This is a genomic window from candidate division KSB1 bacterium (assembly GCA_034506255.1).
GTDB lineage: Bacteria > Zhuqueibacterota > Zhuqueibacteria > Zhuqueibacterales > Zhuqueibacteraceae > Coneutiohabitans > Coneutiohabitans thermophilus.
Map to the genome: position 1 here is coordinate 131,496 of JAPDPX010000002.1, position 22,147 is coordinate 153,642.

At 60.0% G+C, this 22,147-nt stretch carries 19 protein-coding genes; 12 read left to right on the forward strand and 7 right to left on the reverse strand.

What is annotated here, in order from left to right; translation table 11 throughout:
- The first annotated feature begins 375 nt into the window (after window positions 1–375).
- Complete coding sequence (locus tag ONB52_04170; protein MDZ7415341.1) at window positions 376–1,545, forward strand: hypothetical protein; 1,170 nt, start codon at window positions 376–378, stop codon at window positions 1,543–1,545.
- Window positions 1,546–1,559: 14 nt separating this feature from the next.
- Here ONB52_04170 and ONB52_04175 read toward each other — a convergent pair whose 3' ends face one another.
- Window positions 1,560–2,021, reverse strand: a complete 462-nt coding sequence (locus tag ONB52_04175; protein ID MDZ7415342.1) for a hypothetical protein — start codon at window positions 2,019–2,021, stop codon at window positions 1,560–1,562.
- Between the two features lie 134 nt (window positions 2,022–2,155).
- Between ONB52_04175 and ONB52_04180 the strand changes: the two genes are divergently transcribed.
- Window positions 2,156–2,776, forward strand: a complete 621-nt coding sequence (locus tag ONB52_04180) for a hypothetical protein (protein ID MDZ7415343.1) — start codon at window positions 2,156–2,158, stop codon at window positions 2,774–2,776.
- Here ONB52_04180 and ONB52_04185 read toward each other — a convergent pair.
- The 4 genes from ONB52_04185 to ONB52_04200 all read right to left on the reverse strand — a co-directional run bounded on the left by ONB52_04185 (window position 2,769) and on the right by ONB52_04200 (window position 5,731).
- Window positions 2,769–3,380, reverse strand: a complete 612-nt coding sequence (locus ONB52_04185) for an ATP-binding protein (GenBank protein ID MDZ7415344.1) — start codon at window positions 3,378–3,380, stop codon at window positions 2,769–2,771. The genes ONB52_04180 and ONB52_04185 overlap by 8 nt on opposite strands.
- A 105-nt stretch (window positions 3,381–3,485) precedes the next feature.
- A complete protein-coding gene (locus ONB52_04190) occupies window positions 3,486–3,992 on the reverse strand; it encodes a GNAT family N-acetyltransferase (GenBank protein MDZ7415345.1) in 507 nt (168 codons plus the stop codon).
- Complete coding sequence (gene mazG / locus ONB52_04195; GenBank protein MDZ7415346.1) at window positions 3,989–4,672, reverse strand: nucleoside triphosphate pyrophosphohydrolase; 684 nt, start codon at window positions 4,670–4,672, stop codon at window positions 3,989–3,991. The genes ONB52_04190 and mazG overlap by 4 nt, the downstream gene beginning before the upstream one ends.
- Before the next feature lie 471 nt (window positions 4,673–5,143).
- Window positions 5,144–5,731, reverse strand: coding sequence for a hypothetical protein (locus ONB52_04200; GenBank protein MDZ7415347.1), 588 nt, complete (start codon window positions 5,729–5,731; stop codon window positions 5,144–5,146).
- Window positions 5,732–5,753: 22 nt separating this feature from the next.
- Between ONB52_04200 and ONB52_04205 the strand changes: the two genes are divergently transcribed.
- The 10 genes from ONB52_04205 to ONB52_04250 all read left to right on the forward strand — a co-directional run bounded on the left by ONB52_04205 (window position 5,754) and on the right by ONB52_04250 (window position 19,538).
- Window positions 5,754–7,277 (forward strand): DUF92 domain-containing protein, encoded by a 1,524-nt coding sequence (locus tag ONB52_04205; protein ID MDZ7415348.1) that lies wholly within the window; start codon window positions 5,754–5,756, stop codon window positions 7,275–7,277.
- 345 nt (window positions 7,278–7,622) lie between these two features.
- A complete protein-coding gene (locus tag ONB52_04210; protein ID MDZ7415349.1) occupies window positions 7,623–7,973 on the forward strand; it encodes a septum formation initiator family protein in 351 nt (116 codons plus the stop codon).
- Complete coding sequence (locus ONB52_04215) at window positions 7,970–8,674, forward strand: DUF502 domain-containing protein (GenBank protein MDZ7415350.1); 705 nt, start codon at window positions 7,970–7,972, stop codon at window positions 8,672–8,674. Before ONB52_04210 ends, ONB52_04215 begins: the two co-directional genes overlap by 4 nt.
- Before the next feature lie 240 nt (window positions 8,675–8,914).
- Entirely contained in the window at window positions 8,915–10,924 is a 2,010-nt protein-coding gene (locus ONB52_04220; protein MDZ7415351.1) for a hypothetical protein, read from the forward strand.
- 202 nt (window positions 10,925–11,126) lie between these two features.
- Window positions 11,127–11,555: an ATP-binding protein gene (locus tag ONB52_04225; GenBank protein MDZ7415352.1), complete on the forward strand. Its 429-nt coding sequence runs from the start codon at window positions 11,127–11,129 to the stop codon at window positions 11,553–11,555.
- 21 nt (window positions 11,556–11,576) lie between these two features.
- Window positions 11,577–13,838, forward strand: a complete 2,262-nt coding sequence (locus tag ONB52_04230; protein MDZ7415353.1) for a SpoIIE family protein phosphatase — start codon at window positions 11,577–11,579, stop codon at window positions 13,836–13,838.
- A gap of 696 nt (window positions 13,839–14,534) precedes the next feature.
- Window positions 14,535–15,809, forward strand: coding sequence for a DNA photolyase (locus ONB52_04235; GenBank protein ID MDZ7415354.1), 1,275 nt, complete (start codon window positions 14,535–14,537; stop codon window positions 15,807–15,809).
- Window positions 15,810–15,887: 78 nt separating this feature from the next.
- A complete protein-coding gene (locus tag ONB52_04240) occupies window positions 15,888–16,772 on the forward strand; it encodes a VIT1/CCC1 family protein (protein ID MDZ7415355.1) in 885 nt (294 codons plus the stop codon).
- Between the two features lie 417 nt (window positions 16,773–17,189).
- Window positions 17,190–18,626 carry a glutamate--tRNA ligase gene (gltX, locus tag ONB52_04245; protein MDZ7415356.1) on the forward strand — a complete coding sequence of 479 codons (1,437 nt, stop codon included), beginning with the start codon at window positions 17,190–17,192 and terminating at the stop codon, window positions 18,624–18,626.
- A gap of 99 nt (window positions 18,627–18,725) precedes the next feature.
- Entirely contained in the window at window positions 18,726–19,538 is an 813-nt protein-coding gene (locus ONB52_04250) for a BtpA/SgcQ family protein (protein ID MDZ7415357.1), read from the forward strand.
- Between the two features lie 672 nt (window positions 19,539–20,210).
- Here ONB52_04250 and ONB52_04255 read toward each other — a convergent pair.
- Both ONB52_04255 and aroF read right to left on the reverse strand, forming a co-directional pair.
- Window positions 20,211–21,107 carry a prephenate dehydrogenase gene (locus tag ONB52_04255; protein MDZ7415358.1) on the reverse strand — a complete coding sequence of 299 codons (897 nt, stop codon included), beginning with the start codon at window positions 21,105–21,107 and terminating at the stop codon, window positions 20,211–20,213.
- 13 nt (window positions 21,108–21,120) lie between these two features.
- Window positions 21,121–22,134: a 3-deoxy-7-phosphoheptulonate synthase gene (aroF, locus tag ONB52_04260; GenBank protein MDZ7415359.1), complete on the reverse strand. Its 1,014-nt coding sequence runs from the start codon at window positions 22,132–22,134 to the stop codon at window positions 21,121–21,123.
- Window positions 22,135–22,147: the final 13 nt, after the last annotated feature.

Sequence of the window (22,147 nt, forward strand, 5' to 3'; positions counted from 1 at the left end):
CATTTGCGGACGGACTTTGATTCACCCAACTCGGGTAAACCGCAACCCCAAGGAAATCGTCAACGGATTGAAGCAACCAAGCGGATAAAAATGTCTGCTGGGTTGCTGAAATCCGTGGGAAAGATCTCCTGCCTTTAAGGCAGCGAGTTTACTTTACAAAAGTCAACCTCCCCCTTTCCAACGTGATTCACGACAACCGCGCCGGCTGTTTCATCCCGCGGCCGACTTTCATGTTGTGCTTGACTCCGGCGCGTGCCATCATATCACGCAGCCGGAATTGGCACTCCTCTCACGGTTTCATGCCGTGGAGTTGTCGTGAAATTGGCAGCGTGCCAGGTTGAATGAAAACACTGAGAATTCAGCAAAGGTGACAAAATGAAACGACAGTTTTTGCGAGTGAGCAGCGCCATGCTTCTGCTTGCGGCAGCAGTGAGTGCGCAGAAGAGCGGCTGGACGCCGCAGCCGCTGCATCCAGTGCTCGGCGAGGTGATCGACGCGAACGAAAACAGCCGCTATCGGATCTTTGGCGAGATTGCCGGCTTCACCGCAGCGCGCTATTATCACCACAGCATCGATTGGCAACAGCTTCACCTGCTGCGCAATCACGACGGCCGTGGCCAACACCTTGTGCTTCGCCTCACGGTTGCTGAGATCAACCAGATTCGCAACGGCCTGGCGCAGCGGGTCCAGGCACTGGCCGCCGGTGACACCATTCCTGCCCGGCCGCTGTATGCCATCGCCGAGTCGCGCTGGCCCGCGCCTGCCGAGTTGACCAAAATCACTCTGCGCGACGGCACGGTGATCAACTGCCGGCTGCTGGCAGCGCAGAACGATACCCTGCTGGTGCAAACGCCCGGTGGGCTGCACATCGCCGTTCCCGATTTGCAGATCGTGAGTCTCGGCAGTCTGGCAGGTGTGATGCGCGATGCCGAGTTTCAGCGCAGTGATCCCAATCACGCGCGGCTCTTGCTGGCGCCCACCGGCCGCGGCCTGCCGGCGGGGCAGGGCTATTTTGCGGACTATTATCTCTTCTTTCCAACGCTGGCCTATGGTGTGACGGATTTTCTCTCCGTCAGCGGCGGCATCTCGATCTTGCCCGGCGCGAGCTCGCAGCTAGGCTATGCGGGCTTCAAGCTCACTTGGCCGGCCTCTTCACAGGTGGAACTGGCTGCCGGGCTGACACATCTCATGATGCCGGAGGATGTGCGAGACGCCACGCTGGCCTACAGCGTGGCCACCTTCGGCAGTTCGCGCAGCGCTGTCACATTGGGCGCCGGCTTGCCCTTCACCCGGGATGAGATTGCCGAGCCGGTGTTGCTGCTGGGCGCCGAAACCCAGCTTTCCAACAGCATGAAGCTGCTGACGGAGAACTGGATTTTCACCGGCACGGATGAGCCGCGGGTGCTGTTTTCCGGCGGCGTGCGTTTCTTTGGAGAAAGGCTGGCCGTGGATTTGGCGTTGTTCAGTTCGGAAGAATTTTTTGAAGAGGACATCGGATTCCCCTTCGTGCCGTGGGTGGATTTTTCGGTGTTCTTCGGGAAGTGAGGAGGAAGACAGCGTTATTCCAAAAACTCAGCCAGGCTTTGCACCACCTCGCGCAGATCGGGCGGCACTTCCTCTTCTGCAAGCGCCGCGACGATGTCACGGTCGTTCAGGCGCAGCCCGTATTGGCTCTGAATGTGTTCGCGCAAACGCGGCAGCACAATCTCTTTTGCGTCACACCACTCATATCGAACCACGCCCTGCCACGTCTGCTGCAGGAAGGCCTCCGCCTGCTCGAGCACAGTTGCGGGCTGCCAGCCCAGCTTTTGATCACGAGCATGTTTGCCGATCATATTGACCAGACGTCTTCTCACGGCATCGCGCGAGGCTTCCACGGCCTCTTCCACGAGCCGCAACAGCTCTTCTTCCGCCGGCGGCTCTTTAAAAAGAGGAAGATCCGGATAAAGATTTTGTTGGGCGGATGCCCTCACTGCCCGCGCAATGGCAGTGGGAACAATGAGGTAATTCTCGATTTCCATACGCTGCCAAATTTTCCAACGCTGCTGGGGAGCAAAGGGGGGCCGCTGTATTTCCTCAGTTCCTCCTGTCGTTGCTCATCGGGCATATAATCCCGATCCGCAATGACAAAAGCCTTCACCTGCAAATCGCGCTCATGATGAAAGGCCTGTTTCAGGGTGTTCAGCATGATTCGGACGGACTCGCCGCTCGGCCGTTTATGTTGATGAAGAAAGATAAGCCGGCGATGCAGACGGGCATAATCATCGCCGTTGAGCAGGCGGCGCAGAAAAAGTTGCAGCGGTTTCTCATCCGATTTGTTTTCCAACACCACGACTTTTTGACAGGAGTCGATCAACAACAATTCGAGATTGGCCAGGCCGCCGAGGGACTGAACAGCGTTCAAAACTTCGATGTGCACATTGAGCCGTTGCGGTCCCCTCTCACTGAAAGTGATAATCTGGCAAGGATCGGCAGCCGCGATCAGTTCCACCGAATGGGTGGCAGCAATGATTTGAATCCCTTTCCGCGTCAGACCGGCCAGCACGGCGTAAAGATCGGCAATGAGCCGGCTGAACAAATGCGCATCCGGCTCGTCGAGCAGGACGGTGCTCACCGGCTCGATGAGGATGCCGGAGAGTATCTGCAGAAATTGATGGGAACCGCTGCCGCCGGAAATGATGTCCAGTTCCCCCCTGCGCTGCCGGTGGTCACCTTCCGTCGCCAGCCCGGTTTCCTGGTAAGTCGCATGAATGTAGCGATCAACTTCTTCATCTAATTGGGGATGGCGCAGCTCGATTTGCGGGAAAATCGATTCCAACAGAAGAACGAATTGCTGCCAGCGTGTCTCCTCCTCCTTTGAGATCGAGCAGGACATTACGGATAATTGTGCCGTGCTGGCCGAGGGCACGCAATTCGCGCCGTACGGCGATGGTCCGGCGTTCTTCACGCGGAATGAAACCGCTGTATCCCGGAATGAGTGTGATATTCAGGCCACCGGAATCAGGCAAAGGAGGAACTTTTGATTTGTTTTGCACGCTGAAGCGATTGAAGCGCAAAGTTACTTCGAACTCGTATTCCCCCCCGCCCGCCAGCCCGCCGATGACACGGATCGGAATCGGACTATTGCCTTTTTGTACCTTGCGGTCTTTCCACAAATCCCTGGGTTCTGCGGCGGGGATAATGACGAATTCATCGGTGCCGAATGTCCGGTTCTGAAACGTCAACCCGCCATTTTTCTTTTCCAGGCAGGCCTGATAACAAAAGTTGAAAACGGCACATGCTTGCAACGCGGTGGATTTGCCGCTGTTGTTTGGACCAACCAGCAAGTTGAAACCCCGCAGCTCCAAGTCGAGCACTTCGAACTGCTTGAAGTTTTCGATGTGAAGCCGCTTGAGTCATTTGGTAGTGGCAGGCATCTCTTCGTCTCTCACGGGGGGGTGTAAAACGGTATTTAAATGCCGAAAAGTATGCTATCGCGCTCCAAATTACAAGACAGAATTCCGATTCCACAGAATTTTCTCCCTCCCCCTGAACCCCGCCAGCGGCCCGATGGTTTTGCGCATCAGGATTTCCGCATGGCCCGCCACCACGTAGTCCTTCAGCTCGCCGATCACTTCATACCCCAGCCGGCGGTAGAGCTTCTGCGCGCCGGTGTTGAACGACGACACGCACAGGAAGACGTTGGGTGCCTCCTGGAAAATCCGCTTTTCAGCGAAGCGGATCAGCTCGCTGCCAATCCCGCGGCCGCGCCAGGCCGGCATGACGCACACGGTTTGAAGGTAGCCGCGGAACGCGCCCTGCATGTTGATGATGATGCATCCCGCCGGCTCCTCCTGCGCCACCGCAACATAAACTTCCTTGCCGGCCTCGCTCAACAGGGCGGCGCACTCTTCATAGCCGCGCCCCAAAGTCAACCACGGCTCGGAAGTCGACATGGCATGGGCGCAGGCATGAATTTCTGCGGCGCCCGACAGAGGACGGATGGTGATCATTGGCGAGGTCCCGCGTATTCATGTTCGAAACGATGACAGGCTTCGCGCAGGTTGTCTTCGGCATTCAGGCCCAGGCCGCGGCCGAAGGCCACCAGGCGGAACAGCAGATCGCCATAAAGCTCCGGCAGGGGCCGATGGTCGCTTGGCAGGCCGTCTTTTGCGCCCGCGGCGGCCGCGCGAAAAGTTTGCCAGGTGGCTTCAACCTCGTCAACACTCGCGGCGGCCGCACCGGCCTTTTGCTGCAACCGGGCGGCACGCTGCAGCGCCGGCAGGGCGTGCGGCACGCCGGCAAGCGCGTTTTTTTTGCCCTCCTGCTGTTTTATTTGCTCCCACAGGTGTGTCAGCTCGGCAGCAGAATCCACCCTGGCGTCGCCGAAAACATGCGGATGCCGCCGAATCATTTTGGCGCTGATCGCTGCGATCACCGCGCCGATGTCGAAGCGGCCCGCCTCGGCGGCAATTTGTGCGTGATAGACCACCTGCAGCAACAGATCGCCCAGCTCATGGCACAGCTCTTCATCATCGCCGGCGTCGAGAGCGTGGAGAACTTCATACGTCTCCTCGAGCAGATACCGCCGCAAGGAAGCGTGGGTCTGTGCACGATCCCACGGACAGCCCTGCGGGCCGCGCAAGCGTGCCATGATCTCGACCAATTCCGTGAATTTTTCACTGCCGTGCATGTTTTCTCCGCTTTGTGGTTTTTGGGGTGCCGGCTGCCCTCACGTGCTTTAAATCCTCCGCGGACATGATTTCGCGTTCGCCGACTGGCGGCGGAGGTGCCATGGCCGCGCAGGTTTTGTCGTGCAGGCATCCTGCCGGCATTGGTTTGTTTGCAGTCAAGACGCCGGCGTTCTGCTCAGCGCGGCCGGCTGACCACCATACAGCAGGAGATAAGCAGATTCGAGGAGATTGTAAAGACCCGAATTTTGCACCCAGATTGATCCCCTCCGCGAGAAAAGCCGATTTGATCGCGACGCCCTGTTCATGGCAAGACAGAGATTGAACCCTCGATGTCAAGATCCCCCCAAAATCCTCCCACGAGAGTACAGCGCGGTCATAACCGCAACCAAATCTGTTAACTGCGAAGCCGCAAAACGCGCGAAGGATTTCCTTGCGTTCTGCATGCTTGTGCGTGCAATCATGCGTTGCGATTATTCCTCATTCCCGGTATGCCTTCTTTCATTGGTTTGGCGTTCCAGTTCAGTAAAAAACCAGGGCGGCAGTCGCGTAATTTCAGGCAGGTCGGTAGTTGGGCCTCGTGAGTTGGTGGCAGTTTTTGATACAACTTTCGAGGAGCCTGTCAATGCGGTCGCCGGCCTCAATCTGCCGGTTGTCATATAGGATCGGTGGCGATACTTCGCAATCCACTTGCAAACCGTGCTCGCACAGTTTTTAAGCAGAACACTGTTGGCCGGCTGACCCCCCACACGTGAAGCCAGCCATGCCACTCTCTTTGCGTTCTCGTTGCTCGTGGGGTTCAAAAAATCTTCGCGATTGTGATAAGTTTGCCGGGATAATAAACTCCCACGGGAAAAGCCATTTCTCGGGAGTTCATTTTCGCGGAAGAGAAAACATGATGCCTTCACCAAACTGGCGAATTTTGCAGCCAGGGCTGCTCCATATGCCGAATTCAGGAAAGACATGTTGCGCGCTGCCCGCCGCGACTGCCGCGCAAGCGGGCAAACATCGGGAGCTTGTCCTTGACTTTCAAATGAAAAATCGGTAAATAGCGGCCACAAAAATCAATCCTGATGAGAGCGCATGCCCGATTTGCACTTCCCCCCGCCCGGTGATTGGCTGATCTTCGCCCTCTTTCTGCTTGGGTTGTCCGGTTTGATCGGCTTCGCCAATTGGATGCAGCGGGTGCATGCGGTATCGGCGGAACGCACGCGCAAGTTGGTGCATGTGCTCAGCGGGGTTGCCGTTCTCCTTTCTCCTTTCCTCTTTGCAACGCCCGTGCTGTTGCTGGTGCTGGCGGCGTTGTTCGTGTTGCTGAATGCCCTGGCGCTGCGAACCGGCCGCTTTGCGGGTATTCACGCCACCGGCCGCAAAACCTACGGCACCGTTTTTTATCCTCTCTCTTTTTTTCTGCTGACTCTGCTGTTTTGGCAGCGCGAGATGACGGCCTTGTGGGTGGGGATGAGCCTGCTCGGCATCGCGGATTTTTGTGCGGCGCTCGCCGGCGGGGCGGCGGTTCAACCGATTGTGCTGCCGCTTCGGAGCGACCGCAAGACCTTGCAGGGATCGCTGACGATGTGGCTCAGCTCCCTGCTGTTGGTGTGGGCCGGGTTCGAATGGATCGCGCCGCTGCTTGGCCCCACGCCGGAGCCAATGCGCTCCCTGCTCGCTGCCGTGGGTATCAGTCTGCTGGCCACGGCCGCGGAGGCCCTGTCCTGGCGCGGTTCGGATAACCTTACTGTGCCCGTGTTGGGCGCGGTGATGGCTTATTTTTATCTGCATGCGTCCCAGGCTGCCATCACGCAGTTTTTCACCGGTGAGATTTTGGCGCTGGCGGTGGCCGCCGTCTCCTATCGTGTGCGCTTTTTGGATCTGAGCGGCGCGCTCGCAACGTTCATGCTCGGTGCGGTGGTGTTCGGCCTGGGAGGGTGGGTTTTCAGTGTGCCGCTGCTGGCGTTTTTCGTGTTGTCGAGCCTGCTCTCGCGTTTCGGCGCCCGGCGCAAGCGCGCGGCCAGCCGTGCTTTTCAAAAAGGCCATCGCCGCGATTTCGGCCAGGTGGTGGCCAACGGCGGCGTGCCCGGCCTGGTGGTGATTCTTTGGTATATTGATCCGCAGCCGCTGTGGTACGCGCTGTTTCTGGGCGCAGTCGCGGCAGTCACGGCGGATACCTGGGCCACTGAGATCGGCCTGCTCTCGCGCCGGCCGCCGCGCTTGATCACCACGCTGCAAACCGTGACCGCCGGCACTTCGGGCGCCATTTCCGGCTTGGGGCTGTTCGGTGCCGGCCTCGGCGCCTTCATCATTGCCCTGCTCGGCGCCGCGTTGCAGTTCGGCGGACCCGGGCAGCGGTTTGGAGTCACCGGGATTGCTTTCATCACGCTGGCGGGCGTGCTGGCGCATCTTTTCGACAGCTTGCTGGGCGCAACGATACAAGCGCAGCGCATCTGCCCCACCTGCCGCCGAATCAGCGAGAAGAAGGGTGAATGCTGCGGCAGCGAACGCCAGCCGCATTCGGGATGGCATTGGGTGGATAATGACGTGGTCAACGGCATCTGTGCGGTGAGCGGCGTGCTGGCGGTGTTGCTGGCCCTGCCGGTGTTGCAGTAACTGCAAAGCGGACGGTGCGCTTTCCGCGACGAAGATGATTTTTTTGTCGTTTTTTCTTGCCGCCGGGCCGCCCCCTTCGCCGGTTCACCTCCCAAGCATCACGCGAACGACGTGGAATTGGCAGAGTGCGAGTGCGCGGAATTCACCGTCGCGGCCGTGTGGCAATGCTGCCCTGCCGCGTCAGAACGGAATGCTGTTGCTGAATGAGTGTTGGTCCGCAATCGCAAACTCGGGGGAAACGGCTCACGCCGCAGCCTGGCCGTTGTCTCAAAAAACGGCCCAGCCGGGGTTGGAACGTTCGCGGACGGACACGAAGTCAAACCCCTTCGAATGTGGTGAGTGAACATGACCTCCCGCTTTTCCACCAAAGCTTCCGGCCACCGCCTCAAACTGTGGCGCAAAGCCTTCTGGCTCATCTGTGCGGTTTTGCTTTACCTGGCTTACACGTATTTCGGCGGCAGCTCCGGACTGATTCAACTTTGGCGGCTGAAACAGCGCCACAGCGACCTGCAGCAGGACATCACCATGCTGCAGGCCACCCAGGACAGCCTCAAGCAGGTGATTCACCGGTTGCAACACGACACCACCTATATCGAAAAAGTCGCGCGTGAGCGTTTTCAGATGGGCAGACCGGGAGAGACCATTTACACCATCGTGAAACAGCCGGCGGCCGGGGAGGACAAGAAGCAGCCATGACCGCCTCGTTGCTGTCCTCGCCCGAGCACAAGTTTGCCGCCCGCGTGCGTGGGTATTTTCTCGCCGGCCTGCTGGTGCTGGTGCCGATCAGTCTGACGGTTTACATCATTTTCGAGCTGTTCAAGGCGATCGACGGCATTCTCAAGGATGAAATCTTCGTCATTTTGCGCCGCACCTTCGGCGTGACGGTCACCTTCCCCGGGGTGGGGGCGATTACGCTGCTGCTGTTGATTTTGGGGACCGGCATGGCGGCGCGCAGTTACTTCGGCAACAAGCTGGTGGAATTCGGCAATCGTGCCGTTACCCGCATTCCCATCATCCGCCGCATCTACGGCACGGTGCAGCAGCTCAGCCAGGCGCTCTTCGGCGAGCAGCACCAGTCCTTCAAGAAGACCGTGCTGGTGCCCTATCCCGGGCCCAATACCTGGCGGCTGGGCTTCTACATTCGCGAGATTCGCGGGGAAATTCAGGAGGCGCTGCAGCGCGAGATTGTGTGCGTGTTCATTCCCAACCCTCCCAACCCCACCGGCGGCTTCCTGATGTTTTATCCCAAAAGCGATGTCATCGAGCTGGAGATGCCGGTGGAGGATGCCATCCACATGTTGATCTCCTACGGCACAGTGGCACCCAAGGCGCGGGCCCCCAAGCACATGATGCTGACGCGCGATCATCTGCAATCCCTCACGCCCAAGCCGGACTGAGTTGGCACCTATCCGCCACATGCGGCGAAAGCGATCGTCTCGCGGCCGTTTCTTCCGGCAGCCGGCTCAGGCAGCCGGGAGGCGCGGCACAGCAGCCGGGTTTTGCGGGCAAGCAACTGGAATTGGCAGGCGATGATTGTGATTCGCCCCTTCAAAAGTCTCTGTCCAGCAATGAACCCGGAGTCCGCGTGCCCGGCCCCGCCGCCTGTGCCAGCCGGATGGCAGCGTCATCGGCGGGCGATGAAATGCCGGCGCGGCACTCTGTTGCAACGGGCACGCAACAATGTCCTTCTCCGCATGGCGCTGCTGGCTGGCGGCCTGTTGTTGGGCAGCCGCGGGTATGGCCAGGATTGGCCGGACGCGGCGACGCCCACACAACCGGATTCCGCCGGCACACAATTTCCACGGCTGGCGCCCACCACGACGCGGCCATTCACCACGCTGACGCAGTTCGGGCACGATATCGAAATCTACACCTGGCAGGCGCAGCTCAACTTTCAGAAGACGCTGGCCTCGCGCTGGCAGCTCACGCTTTTTGAACATTTCAATTCCACGCTGCAACAGCAGGGGCGCGGAGACATTTGGAAGGATGATCAATTCGCCGGCGTGCGGCTGTCGCGGCTGCTGTTGCCGGTCTGGCGGCTGGAGGTTGAAACCGACTCGCGCGTCTTCCGCGATGATTTCACCAATCGCGCCGCCACCTCCCGCAACAATGACTTCAGCCTGCACCGCCTGACCGTGCGCCACGAGGTGACGCTGGCGCAACGCCTGCGTCTGACGCCCGGGGTGGGCTACCGCTGGGAGGATTTGCTCAACCGCCGCGAATACGGCCCGCATGTCGAAGCCCGCATCTCGCTGGCCCCGGTTGCCTGGGACGAGTATGTGCATCAATTCGAAGCCGGCGGCCAGCGCGCCGACACGCCCGACCGCCGCAACGAGGATGGGCATCTCACCTACAGCGTGTCGCGCCAGTTCGAGGGCCAGGCCGCCGATTCCCTGTTCGTGCGCTTCAGCCATTTGCGGCGTGAAAATTATTTCGCCGACACCACGCTGCAGGTTGACGGCCTGGACCGCAACCGCCGCAGCCTGGAGAATCGCCTGCAGTACCGCTTTGCCAGCGGTCTGCTGCAGTTGCGCACGGAATTGAGCGAAACCGAGCTCACCGGCACGCGGCGCAGGGTGACGCCGGTGACACTGGCCGGCCGCCTCAGCGGCCGCTTTCACGAGCGCAATTTCGAGTCTTCGCATCAGGGCTTGCTGTTGTGGCAGGGTGACGGCTTTGCCAGCGAGCTCACCTTTGCCTATGCCTCGCGCAACCGCACCTTCGCGATCCCGGATTCACTGCGGGCCAGCCCGTTTCTGCGGCGCTTTCCGCGCCAGGGCTTCGATGCCGAGGATTGGGATCTCGCGCTCGGCCACCGGCTGCTGTGGCGGCTCAGCCGCCGCGACTCGCTGCGCTGGTCTGGGCGCGCCACCCGCACCGCGCACAACACCGCCAATCTCGAAAATCCCGATGACTATGACCGCGTGCAGGTGCAGGCGAATGTGCTGTATGAGCGCCGTTTGCATGCCGGCCTGCGCCTGCGCTGGGAGCTGCGCAGTTATCTCGAACATCAGGTTTATCTCAAGCGCAATCTCTCGGCGGACAACCGCTGGATTCGCATTCTGCAACTGCTGCCGCAACTCGTGATCACGCCGGGGGAGGGCATGACCCTGCACCAGGGCTTTGGCGTGCGCGCCACCTACATCGACTACGACTTTCCGGAGACCGTGGCGCGGCGCCGCAGCCTGGTGTTTCGGGACTTCGTCATCACGGATTCGCTCACCGCCCGCCTCACGCGCGCCACCCAGCTCGGGTTGCAATACAAATTCACCCTGGAAGAACGCGGCATGCTGGACTGGGAGCGCTGGCTGCAAACGCCGCAAACGAGCTTGCATCGGCACTTTGCCTTGCTTACTTTCCGGCACGAGCTGGCGCCGGGCTTTGTCTTCACGCCGAGCGCGAGTTACTACCGAGAAGACGCCTGGACGTTCCGGCGGCGCCGCCCGGGCAGCGGCTATCAACAACAATTCAGCCATGCCCAGGTTATCGTCACGCCGGGCGTGGTGATCAGTTACTGGCGGCCGCCACACACGCTCCTGTTGCTCACCGCCCGCCGGCAGATCAGCCGGCGTCTGCGCGCCAGCCAGCCGCCGGCGCCGGATCAGCACATCGACACGTTCAACCTGACGCTGCAATGGGCCTTGTGAGGCGCAACGCCGGCACAACGTGAGACCGATTCCTCTGCCAAACCCGCGGGCCAGGGATGGCCGTTCGCCATCGCCAGGGAAGGTGCCTGTTTCACGGCGGCCTCGGCGCCGCCTGCGCAACCATGGGATGACGAGAAAGCGACGTTCCCGGGAAACAGTGCAACACAGCCGTTTGCCTTGAACCTCAATCTGGATCACAAACATGGCGCACGCAAAAAGCACCACCTACAACCTGGTGGCCACCAGTGACCAACCGGATTTGATTCATGAGATCGAACGGCTTGCCGACAAGGCCTCGCGGCTCGCCGGTTTTTCCGAGGAGGAGCGTGACAGCCTGGCGATTGCGGTGACGGAGATCGGCAACAATGCCATCAATCATGGCAACAAACGCGATCCCCGCAAGCGGGTGTTCGTCGACATCACCGCGCGCGTTGGTGAAGTGCGGGTGGTGATCCGGGACGAAGGGCCGGGCTTCAATCCCGATCTCCTGAGCAATCCGCTGGACCCCGAGAACCTGCTGCGCGAAAGCGGCCGCGGCGTGTTTATCGTGCGTTCGCTGATGGATGAGGTTTATTTCGATTTCTCACGCGGCGGCACCGAGACCACCCTGATCAAACGCCGCAAAACATGACACCCGGTTGGATAGGCGCGCATGACTCTCTCCTTTTTCGCCCAGCTCATCTATCTGATGTGCGGCGCGGTCTTGTTCCTGCTGGGCTTTCTCATTTTTCGCGAAGACAGCACGCGGCGGCTCAACCGGATCACCGCCATCATGTTGTTTCTCGCCGGCCTGGGCCCGATCCTGGGCGCCTTCGGTTTGCTGCTGCAGCAAGCCGGCTCGCCCGCCGAGGTGGATTTCACTTTTCTTCAGCGCCTGTACATTCTCTGGGAATTCTTCTTCCCCCAGCTCGTCCTGTTCAGCCTGGTGTTTCCGCTCGCACATCCGGTGCTCACTTCCCATCCGCGCCTGCCGGTGTGGTTGTTCGTGCCGCATGCCTTTCATCTGCTGCTGTCGTTTGCGCTGCCCGATCCCTCCCGGCTGCCGGCCCTGCGCCAACTGCTGGGGTTGACGCCGGGCTGGCCGGCGTTGCTGCAGCCGCTCGAGATGCTGCTGGAGGGCATGCTCAGCCTGCTGGCGTGTGCCGCAGCGCATCACGAAACGCATTTCGCCGCGCTCAACATTCTCTATGTGCTGGCCGCCGTCGCCTTCATGCAGCATAGCTACCAGCGCCTGAAAAATCCGCGCGTGCGCGCGCAAACCCGCTGGGTGATGTGGGGCATCCTTGCCAGTCTGGCGCTCTATGCCATCGCCTTCCTGCTGCCCAAGATCTTTCCCTTCCGCGTGGCACCCGAACTGGCCTATGTGCTGGCGATTGCCTGCCTGCTCATCGGCGCCGGGGCCCTGGCCTGGGCCATCATTCGCTATCAATTTCTCGATGTCCGTTTCCTCATTCGCCGCAGCTTCGTCTATTCCGCCACCTCCGGCCTGCTGGTCGGCGCCTATTTGCTGATTTACAACAAAGCCCGCAGCGCGGTGAATTCGGTGCTGGGGCTGAATCTGCCGCTCGTCGAAGTCATTTTCCTGCTGATCGCGATCATCGCTTTTCAACCGCTGCTCAGTCTGATCGAGAGCCTGGTGGAACGCTGGCTGTTCAGCGCCACCCCCGATTATCAGCATTTCCTGCAGCGCCTCAGCCGCGATTTGCTGAGCGTGATGAATCCCGGACAGTTGCAGGAGAAAATCACGCACGCGCTGCGCCAGGCGCTGGGCGCGGAGAGTGTCCACCTTCTTCTGGAGGATGAACAGCAGCAGGCCTTCACCACCATCATTGCCACCAACGGCCGGTCGGAGGAAACGCACAGCGAGGTCAGCCCCACCGAAGTGCGTTTCCACAGAGAGGGCCAGTTCGTGCCGCTGCTGGCGCGCATGGAATCGCCGGTTTATGCCGACGACCTGCAGCCGCAGATCAGCGACGCGCACGAAAAAGAGGCACTCACCCGGCTGCGCTCCCGGCTGCTGCTGCCGCTCGTGCGGCATGGCGAACTGGTGGGCATCCTCTCGGTGGGCGCCAAGCCCTCGCGGCAGCCGTTTTCGTATGAAGACATGACGCTGCTCACCCTGCTCTCCAACCAGGCCACCATTGCCATTGAGAACGCCCGTCTCTATCAGGAGAAATTGCAAAAGCAGCGCCTCGATGAAGAGCTGAATGTGGCGCGCGAGATTCAGCGCCTGCTGCTGCCGCGCCAGATGCCGGCCTCCCCGCACTTCGACCTTGCCGCCATCAACCTGCCCTCGCTCGAGGTCGGCGGCGACTTGTATGATTTCGTCACGCTGCCCGGCGACGCCATCGGCGTGGCGATCGGCGATGTCGCGGGCAAGGGCGTGCCCGGTGCGATTTTGATGGCGAACTTGCTGGCGGTCTTTCGCGCCACCGCCGGCCGCAGTCTGCATCCCCGCGAAGTGGTGGCAAACTTGAATGCCCAGATCACGCGCACCACCACCCCCGAGAAATATGCCACGTTCTGCTATGCTGTGCTTTTGCCGGCGGAGAACCGCCTCGCCTACACCAATGCCGGGCACAATTACCCGGTGCTGATGCGGCGCGACGGCCTGCTGGTGGAACTCTGCCACTCGGATTTGATCGTGGGGGTGTGCGAAGAGGCCGGTTATCATGAGCACCGGATGACACTGGCGGCCGGCGATGCCCTGGTCTTCTACACCGATGGCGTCACCGAAGCGGTGAATCAAGGCCTGCAGGAATTCGGCAAGGAACGCCTGTTCGAGGTGATCAAGGCCGGCCGCCAGGATTCCGCCGAGGGTCTGCGCAACCGCATCTATGAAGCGGTATTGCAATTCACCGGCGATATGCCGCAATCCGACGACCTGACCCTGGTGGTGGTGCGGGTGAAATGAGGGCGTAACCGCCTGTTCAGAGGATCTGAATTTTGCATGCTGGCATGCTGCTTTCTGGAAGAAATAAGGTGTTCACAAAGCTCCGTCAGTTATTCCGTCCGAAGTCATGCAAGACCTTTCTCGAATGTGGCGAAGCCCTGATTGCGAAATTCGCCCGTTTGCCGAAGGCGTCACGGCTTCTCTCCCACGAAAATGGACTCCCACGAAACGGCTGTTTCCGCGGGATTTCTGCTTTCGATGGCAGATTGTTCGTGTTTGATCCTGAGACTGAGGGTTGAATTTCTGTTGCGCTGCCTGAATTCTGCATGCTGGCCTGCTGTTGTCCGGAAGAAGTGGCGTGTGTGCAGTGCACCCCCGCCGGAGTTGACCGCACGTTTGTCTGTAAAATTTTTTATGCCCACCCCGGGGTGGGTGGGCGTCGCAATCAAATCGGCGTTTCCCGCTGATGGGATAAAGCCAGGCGCAAAATTCAGGTGGTGACATTGGACATCTTGTCTGCATGCCGGCTGACAACTGCGCGCCGGCGTTCTCGAGGAATGTTTGGCCGTTCAAGGAAAGCCGCTGCCCGGCCGGCTTTCGCGAATGATCAAATTTTTGCCTGGCAAATTTGTTTGAGAAACAAACCCAAAATTCGCATCGCTTGCGGATGCCCGGGGGCGCTCCTGCAAACGATGCTGCCAACGTCATTGCCCGAGCATGAGATCCAAAACCACAATGCGTCGTGATTATGCCGCCAAATTTGCCAGCTTTGCCGGCAAAACGCTTTATGAAAAACTGCCGCCACACCAGCAGGAATTTCTGCGGCGCCTGGCGTTTGCGCTGCGCTTCACCTTTCAGGAATTCCGCCAGGTGGTGGCCGCCTGTCGTGATCTCAGCCTGTGGGGTGAAGGGGATTTGGAATCCTGGTGGCGGCAGCGCGCGGCTGCCTCCGCCGGAAATGACAGACGGCACAAGCAGCGGTTGCTGGCGGAACTGCAGGTCGAGCTGAACGCGCTGCGGCGGGCGCCCAAGACCTACCCGCTCGTTCCCCTGACCCGGCCCAAGCAGCGCGAGAAAAACCTGATCACGGTGAGGGATTCCGACAAGAACATCTTTGGCATGTGCCCGGTGGCCTCGGAAAAAACCGTGTGCTGCAACCTGCGCACGATCGATGTGGTGGAGAATTGTATTTTTGGGTGCTCCTATTGTTCGATTCAAACCTTCTACAGTGCCGAGATCGTGTTCGACGCGCGCTTTGCCGAGAAACTCGCGGCGCTTGAACTGCAGCCGGACCGCTTTTATCACATCGGCACCGGCCAGTCGTCTGACTCGCTGGCGTGGGGCAATCGCCATGGCATTCTCGATGCCTTGTGCCGCTTTGCCGCGGCTCATCCCAATATTTTGCTGGAGCTGAAAACCAAGTCCGACAATGTCCGTTACTTTCTTGAACGGGAAGTGCCGGCCAACGTGGTCATCAGTTGGTCGCTGAACACGCCAATCATCATTGCCAACGAGGAACATTTCACGGCGAGTCTGGAAAAACGGCTGGCCGCCGCGCGCCAGGTGGCTGACCGCGGCCTGGGTGTGGCGTTTCATTTTCATCCGATGGTGTATTACGACAAGTGGCAGGAGGATTATCCGGCGGTCGCGGCAGAGCTGCAGCAGCGTTTTGATCCCTCGGAGGTGCGCTTCCTCTCCTTCGGCTCGGTGACACTGATCAAACCGGTGCTGCACAAGATTCGGGAGCTGGGCTACGCCACCAAAATTTCACAAATGGAAATGGTGCCCGACCCGCACGGCAAGCTCACCTATCCCGATGAAATCAAAGTGATGATGTTTCGCAGAATGTATGAGGCCTTTGCGCCCTGGCATGGCGTGGTGTTTTTTTATCTGTGCATGGAAAAAGCGGAGATTTGGCGGCAGACTTTCGGCTATGTTTATCCGGACAACGAGACGTTCGAGGCGGAATTTGGGCGGCGCACACGACGGTGACAACCCGCCCTGGCCGGGCGTGCCTGACGTTCCGGCATGAACCACAGTCCTTTCATTGTCATTCACGGAGAACGACGAATGCCCCCGCGCGAGCTGTTGATCGAATACTGCGAAGACGAGTTCACCGATTATCTGGTGTATCAAAAGCTGGCGCAGCGGGAGAACCAAACGGAGCGCCGCCAACTGCTGCTGGCGTTGTCGCGGCAGGAGCAGGAACATTATGAATTTTGGCGGGACGTTCTCGACGGCCATGTGCCGCGTCCGCGCCGTCTGGTGCTGCATTTCATCGTGGCGCTGCGTTACCTTTTCGGGCTGACCTTTGCCATCAAGTTTCTCGAGCGTCATGAAAAGCAAGTGATTGAAGAATACCGCCGCGTGCGCCCCCTGTTCGAAGGGCAGGCTGGCGCCCGCTTGGAACGAATGATCGCCGACGAAGAGCAGCATGAAAACTTTTTCATCGGGCAGATCAACGAAAGCGTGGTGAAATATCTGGGGTTCATCGTGCTCGGTTTGGCCGATGCCATCATCGAGATCACCGGCGTGCATGCCGGTTTCCTCGGGGTCACCAGCTCCACCACCATGGCCGGGGTTGCCGGTTTGATCGTGGGCTTTGCCGCCGCGATTTCAATGGCCACGGCCGCTTATCTGCAGGCCAAGCAGGGGTCGGAGCGCAATCCGCTGGTCTCCGCGCTGCTCACCGGCTTTTCCTATCTGCTGGCAGTGGTCTTTTTGGCGCTGCCCTACTTTCTCACCGCGCGCATGCTGCTTGCGTTTCTCGTCTCCCTGGGGATGGCCATGCTGCTCACCGCCTATTTCACCTTTTATTCGGCCGTCTTGTTCGACCGTCACTTCGGCCGCGAGTTTGTCGAAAGCACGCTGCTGACGTTTGGCACGGCGATCGCCACCTACTTTTTTGGCGAATTTCTTGGCCGGGTTTTCGGCCTGCCACATTATGCTTCCTGAGACTGCGGCGGGAAGCTATCCGAAGGCGGATCAATGGCCGTTTCGGCGGTGTTTTCGGGGGGCAGGCCGCCGGAACCGCCACGTTTTGCGCAGGGCGAATAGACGGCCGGCGTGCGTCAAAACAGGACTTGATCAAGCGGCCATCGCGTGATTTTTCGGCAACGGAGCCGGCACGGCGTCTGCTCCGGGAGGGACGCAAAAATGAAATCCCGTTGTCTGTCATGTCCCCCTGGCCGCATGCAGTGACTGCGACGACTCGCGACTTCGGGCCGGCGCGGCCGCACGCGGGCGGCGATTGCATGCGCGCTTTGCCGTGCCACCCGCGGAATCGCAGCTTGCTTTTCTCCCATTCTCTCTTAAATTTCAAATTGCAAAAAACAGGAAACCGGAGCATCAGGCAACAGTGTTTGTGATCCCATGAAAGCCTCTGTTCGCGTACGATTCGCCCCGAGCCCCACGGGGCATTTGCATATCGGCAATGCCCGCACCGCAATTTTGAACTGGCTCTATGCCCGGCACAGCGGCGGCAGTTTCATTCTGCGCATCGAAGACACCGATGCCGAACGTTCCACCCGCGAATCGGAAAACTCCATCTATGAAGACCTGCGCTGGCTCGGCCTGGACTGGGACGAGGGCCCGGAGACTGGCGGCGCGTTCGGGCCCTACCGGCAATCGGAGCGGCTGGCGCTTTATCAAGAGTATGCCGGCCAGCTCCTCGCCGCACAAAAGGCCTACTACTGTTTTTGCCGCGAAGAGGAACTCGAAGCCGAACGCGAGGCCATCAAAAGCGAGGGCGGCCAGTATCGCTACAGCGGTAAGTGCCGCCTGCTGACGCCGGCGCAACAGCAGGCGTTGCGCGAGCGCGGCATGGTCCCGGCCATCCGCTTTCACGTGCCGGCGCGGGCGTTTTCCTTCGTGGATTTGGCGCGCGGCGAACTGCATTTTCCCGCCAATGCCTTCGGCGATTTTGTCATCGTGCGCTCCGGCGGCCTGCCGACCTACAATTTCGCCTGCGTGGTCGATGATCACCTCATGCAAATCTCGCATGTCATTCGTGGCGATGATCACGTCATCAACACCCCCAAGCAGATGGCGCTCTACGAAGCCTTTGGCTGGAGTGCGCCGCAGTTCTGTCACATCCCCATGATTCTCGGGGAGGATCGCAGCCGCCTCTCCAAGCGGCACGGCGCCACCTCGCTCGATCAGTTCGCCGCCAAGGGCTACCTGCCCCAGGCGCTGATCAACTTTCTCAGCCTGCTGAGCTGGTCTTCACCCTCCGGCGAGGAAATTCTTTCGATTGAGCAGTTGGTGCGGGAATTCGATTTCAGCCGTCTCAACAAATCTCCGGCGGTATTCGACACCGTGAAGCTGAACTGGATGAACGGTGTTTATCTGCGCAGACTCACGCCGGAGCAGTTGCTCCAGGCCAGTATTCCGTTTCTGCAAAAGGCCGGCTTCAAACTGCCCGCCAGCGAGGTGCTGCAGCGCATGCTGGCGTTGATTCAGGAGAGTCTGGAATATCTCGCGCAGGTGGTGGAAAAGCTGGAATTCTTTTTTGTCGAGCGCGTGCGCATCACCGAAGGCCAGGCGATTGCCCTGACGCAGACCGAAGCCTCGGAGAAGGTTTACTGGTCTTTCCTGCGCCAGCTCGAGCTGCAGGAAACCCTCACCGCCGAAGCGTTTCGCAAGATGATGAAAGTGGTCAACAAAGAGACCGGCGTGATGGGCAAGGATTTGTGGATGCCGATCCGCGTGGCGCTCACCGGCAACCTGCACGGCCCGGACCTGGCGACCATCGTCGAGATTCTCGGCAAACAGGAAGTGCGCCGGCGCATTCTGCAGTTGGTGGAGTGAAGCGGCTGATCCGGCGCAAGGCTGCAGCCTGTGCGGCGGAACACCCGGGCAAAGCCGCGGTGTTGACGTGCCAAAAAACGCGACAAGTAACTGGGACCCGTGACCGGAACGGCTCTGCAATCCCTCTTTCCTCATCCGCCGGTGTTGCTCGGCATGGTGCATCTCCCCGGCCTGCCGGGCAGCCCGCATGCCGTGGCTTTCGATGAAGCGATCGCGGCGGCGCTGCAGGATGCGAAGACGCTGCAGAATTGCGGCTTCTCCGGCATTCTCTGCGAAAACCTCGGCGATTTCCCCTATTACCCCGATCAAGTGCCGACTGAAACGGTGGCCGCGATGGCGATCATCGCGGATCGCATCAAGGCGTGCTGCAGCCTGCCGGTGGGGGTGAATGTGCTGCGCAATGACGCGCTCGCAGCCCTGGCAATTGCCACGGCTGCGCGGTTGCAGTTCATTCGAGTCAATGTGCTGGCCGGGACCGCAGTGACCGATCAGGGCGTGCTCACCGGCAAGGCGCATTTGTTGATGCGTGAGCGCCGGCGACTGGGCGCGCCGCACGTCCAAATCTATGCGGACATTCGCGTCAAGCATGCCGCACCGCTGGTGGCGCGCGAGCTGGCGCAGGAAGTCGAAGAGTTCTACGACCGCGCGGGTTGTGAGGCGCTGATTGTTTCCGGCACCGGCAGCGGCAAGGAAGTGGACATTGAATTTCTGCGGGCGGTCAGACAGGCGGCCGGCCAGCGACCGGTGTTGATCGGCAGCGGCCTGCATGCCGGCAACGCGGTTGCGCTGCTTCGCTTTGCTGACGGCGCGATCGTGGGCAGCTCGATCAAAGTGGGCGGGCAGATTCATCAACGCATCGATCCTCAGCGCGCGGCGGCTTTGGTGCAGGCCTGCCATCGGGCAGTCCCATAAACTGGCTCCCTGTTGATTTGTGTGAATGCAGCATGGCAGGACTCAGACTGCGGGCTCTGCACGAGCGTGCGTGATGAGCCAACCGCCTGCATGCCGAGTCATGTTTTCTCTCACGAAATGGTTCGCCGTGATTTTCAGGGGTGTGTGGTTTCGTGGTAGGTTTGCGGTGCTGCCGCGTTCCATGTGCAAGGCACACCCCGCCGGCCGTGTTGATCAAATGACTTCCGTCCCGCCACGATGAATTATCCCCACCGTTCGGCATAGAACGCGGGTATTCCATTTTCCCCCGACCGGCGCACGAATCGCCCGGTCGTTGATGATCCCTCCCACAAAGCTCGCAGGAAACCCTGATCATCGGTGCCGGCCTCGATGCATTTCGCCCGCAATTCACGCGCGCCTCGCAAGGCCATCCCAGGCTTCGCAAAACAGCATATCACCTGGTTCGAGCCGGGCGCTTCCGGATAGCGTGAGCGCGGCCGTGGTGCTTGGCTTTATCTCAACGCCCAAGGCACGCCAGGGCTGACTTGTGTGGTGGTGCCGGATAAAAAGTTTCGCGACGGTTTTGCTGTTGGCGAGTGACGCCTCAATCGCCGCACCATGCGAGAGGGATTTGTCGCTTGGGATGGGGGCGATGCCGCGCAGAAGGGCACTGCAGGGGAGAGAGAAAATTGTTCAAAAAGATTTTTGATTTTCGATCGGGGAGGGTTGCTTGAACAACGTGTGCCGTTTGTTCGCGAGAGTTGCCAGGATCGTGTGTAACGTGAACTCTTCTTCATTGGTCATGAGATCGGCGAACTCGCTCAACTGGCGCGCGCTTGCCCGCAACGCCTCGGTAACATTCGCACGATTCGTCATCAAAATATCGAGCATCATCGTCGTGTTGCTGGCGGCCAGCCGCGAGGTGTCCTGAAAGCCGCTTGCCGCCAAAGTGAAGAGCAAATCCTCGTCGCGTGCCTGTTCGTTGGCAACCCGCATCAAAGCGGCCGCCAGGAGATAGGGCAAATGACTGGTGGTCGCCAGAATTCGATCATGCCGTTCCGCCTCCACAATGAGCGGACGTGCCCCGGTGCGTTGCACCAGCCTTTGCGCATGCGCGAGCGTCGCGGCCGAAGTGCGCGCCAGGGGTGACAAGGCGAAGACCGCGTTTTGAAATAATTTTGCATCCGCCGAAGCAAACCCCGCTGTTTCTTTGCCGCACAGGGGATGCCCGCCAATAACCTGAAGATGCGCCGGCAGTCCGTTCATTGCTTGCACGATGTCGCGTTTCGTTGAGCCCAGGTCCATCACCAGCGCGCCGGCCCGCGCCAGTGCGCCCACACGCGGTAACAGTTCGATGATGGTTCGCACCGGCGTGGCCAGAATGATGACATCGGCTTGCGTGACCGCGCCCAAATCCGGCACGGCCTCGAGGCCGCGCGCGCGGGCATGCGCACACGTCTTTGGATTGTGATCCACCGCCAGGATCCTTTGACCGACCTGGCGTTCACGCAACGCCAACGCCAGCGAACCGCCCATCAACCCGATGCCAACGATGGCGATGACCTGCTGCTCAAACGCATCTTCCGTCATTCCTCTACCCCTGTTACACACTGCGTTCAACCGCCTGCGCCACGCGCCGCACCTGCTCCAGCAGGCGCGCAAAATTTTCCGGCTTGAGCGATTGCGCCCCGTCGCTCAAAGCCCGTGCGGGATCGTGATGCACTTCGACCAGCAAACCATCCGCGCCCGCCGCAATCGCGGCGCGCGCAATGGGCGTCACCAACTCCCAGTGGCCGGTGCCGTGACTGGGATCGGCGATGACCGGCAAATGCGTGAGTGATTTGAGCACCGGGAGCGCATTGACATCAAACGTGTTGCGCGTGGCAGTTTCAAAGGTGCGAATGCCGCGTTCGCACAGGAGCACGCGTGTGTTGCCGTGCGACAGAATATACTCCGCCGCCATCAACAACTCCTCAATGGTGGACATCAAACCGCGTTTGAGCAGGACCGGTTTTTGAATTTCGCCCACGGCGTGCAGGAGGGCATAATTTTGCATATTGCGCGCACCGATTTGCAAAATATCGGCGTACTGCGCCACGAGCGTCACCTCTGGCGGCGACATCACCTCCGTGATGATGGGGAGATGAAATGCCTCGCGCGCTTCCTGCAGGAGTTCCAGCCCCTTGAGTCCCAGACCTTGAAAGGCGTAGGGTGAAGTGCGCGGTTTGAAAGCGCCCCCGCGCAAAATGTGTGCGCCCGCCTGCTTCACCGCCGCCGCCGTCTCCAGCAATTGCTCACGCGACTCGACGGAACAAGGGCCCGCCATCACAATGATTTGCCTGTCCCCGATGGCCAGGCCATTGATCTTGACAATGGAATCGTCCGGGTGAAAATCGCGCGAAGCGAGTTTGAACGGATGCAGGATGCGCACGGCGCGTTCCACTCCCTCCAGCAACTCAAAAGATTCCGGCTCAATCGGACGCTCATCGCCAATGACACCGATGATGGTGCGCTCTTCGCCCTGCGAGAGGTGGGCCCGGTAGCCCAGTGTTGCGATGTGGCGTACCACGCGTTGGATTTGTTCGTGCGTCGCATGATGCTTCATGACAATTACCATAAATGGTTTTTCC

Coding starts and splice junctions, on each gene's coding strand:
- ONB52_04170 (MDZ7415341.1), top strand. CDS start 376: ATGAAACGACAGTTTTTGCGAGTGAGCAGCGCCATGCTTCTGCTTGCG.
- ONB52_04175 (MDZ7415342.1), bottom strand. CDS start 2,021: ATGGAAATCGAGAATTACCTCATTGTTCCCACTGCCATTGCGCGGGCA.
- ONB52_04180 (MDZ7415343.1), top strand. CDS start 2,156: ATGATGAAAGGCCTGTTTCAGGGTGTTCAGCATGATTCGGACGGACTC.
- ONB52_04190 (MDZ7415345.1), bottom strand. CDS start 3,992: ATGATCACCATCCGTCCTCTGTCGGGCGCCGCAGAAATTCATGCCTGC.
- mazG (MDZ7415346.1), bottom strand. CDS start 4,672: ATGCACGGCAGTGAAAAATTCACGGAATTGGTCGAGATCATGGCACGC.
- ONB52_04205 (MDZ7415348.1), top strand. CDS start 5,754: ATGCCCGATTTGCACTTCCCCCCGCCCGGTGATTGGCTGATCTTCGCC.
- ONB52_04210 (MDZ7415349.1), top strand. CDS start 7,623: ATGACCTCCCGCTTTTCCACCAAAGCTTCCGGCCACCGCCTCAAACTG.
- ONB52_04215 (MDZ7415350.1), top strand. CDS start 7,970: ATGACCGCCTCGTTGCTGTCCTCGCCCGAGCACAAGTTTGCCGCCCGC.
- ONB52_04220 (MDZ7415351.1), top strand. CDS start 8,915: ATGAAATGCCGGCGCGGCACTCTGTTGCAACGGGCACGCAACAATGTC.
- ONB52_04225 (MDZ7415352.1), top strand. CDS start 11,127: ATGGCGCACGCAAAAAGCACCACCTACAACCTGGTGGCCACCAGTGAC.
- ONB52_04230 (MDZ7415353.1), top strand. CDS start 11,577: ATGACTCTCTCCTTTTTCGCCCAGCTCATCTATCTGATGTGCGGCGCG.
- ONB52_04235 (MDZ7415354.1), top strand. CDS start 14,535: ATGAGATCCAAAACCACAATGCGTCGTGATTATGCCGCCAAATTTGCC.
- ONB52_04240 (MDZ7415355.1), top strand. CDS start 15,888: ATGCCCCCGCGCGAGCTGTTGATCGAATACTGCGAAGACGAGTTCACC.
- gltX (MDZ7415356.1), top strand. CDS start 17,190: ATGAAAGCCTCTGTTCGCGTACGATTCGCCCCGAGCCCCACGGGGCAT.
- ONB52_04255 (MDZ7415358.1), bottom strand. CDS start 21,107: ATGACGGAAGATGCGTTTGAGCAGCAGGTCATCGCCATCGTTGGCATC.
- aroF (MDZ7415359.1), bottom strand. CDS start 22,134: ATGGTAATTGTCATGAAGCATCATGCGACGCACGAACAAATCCAACGC.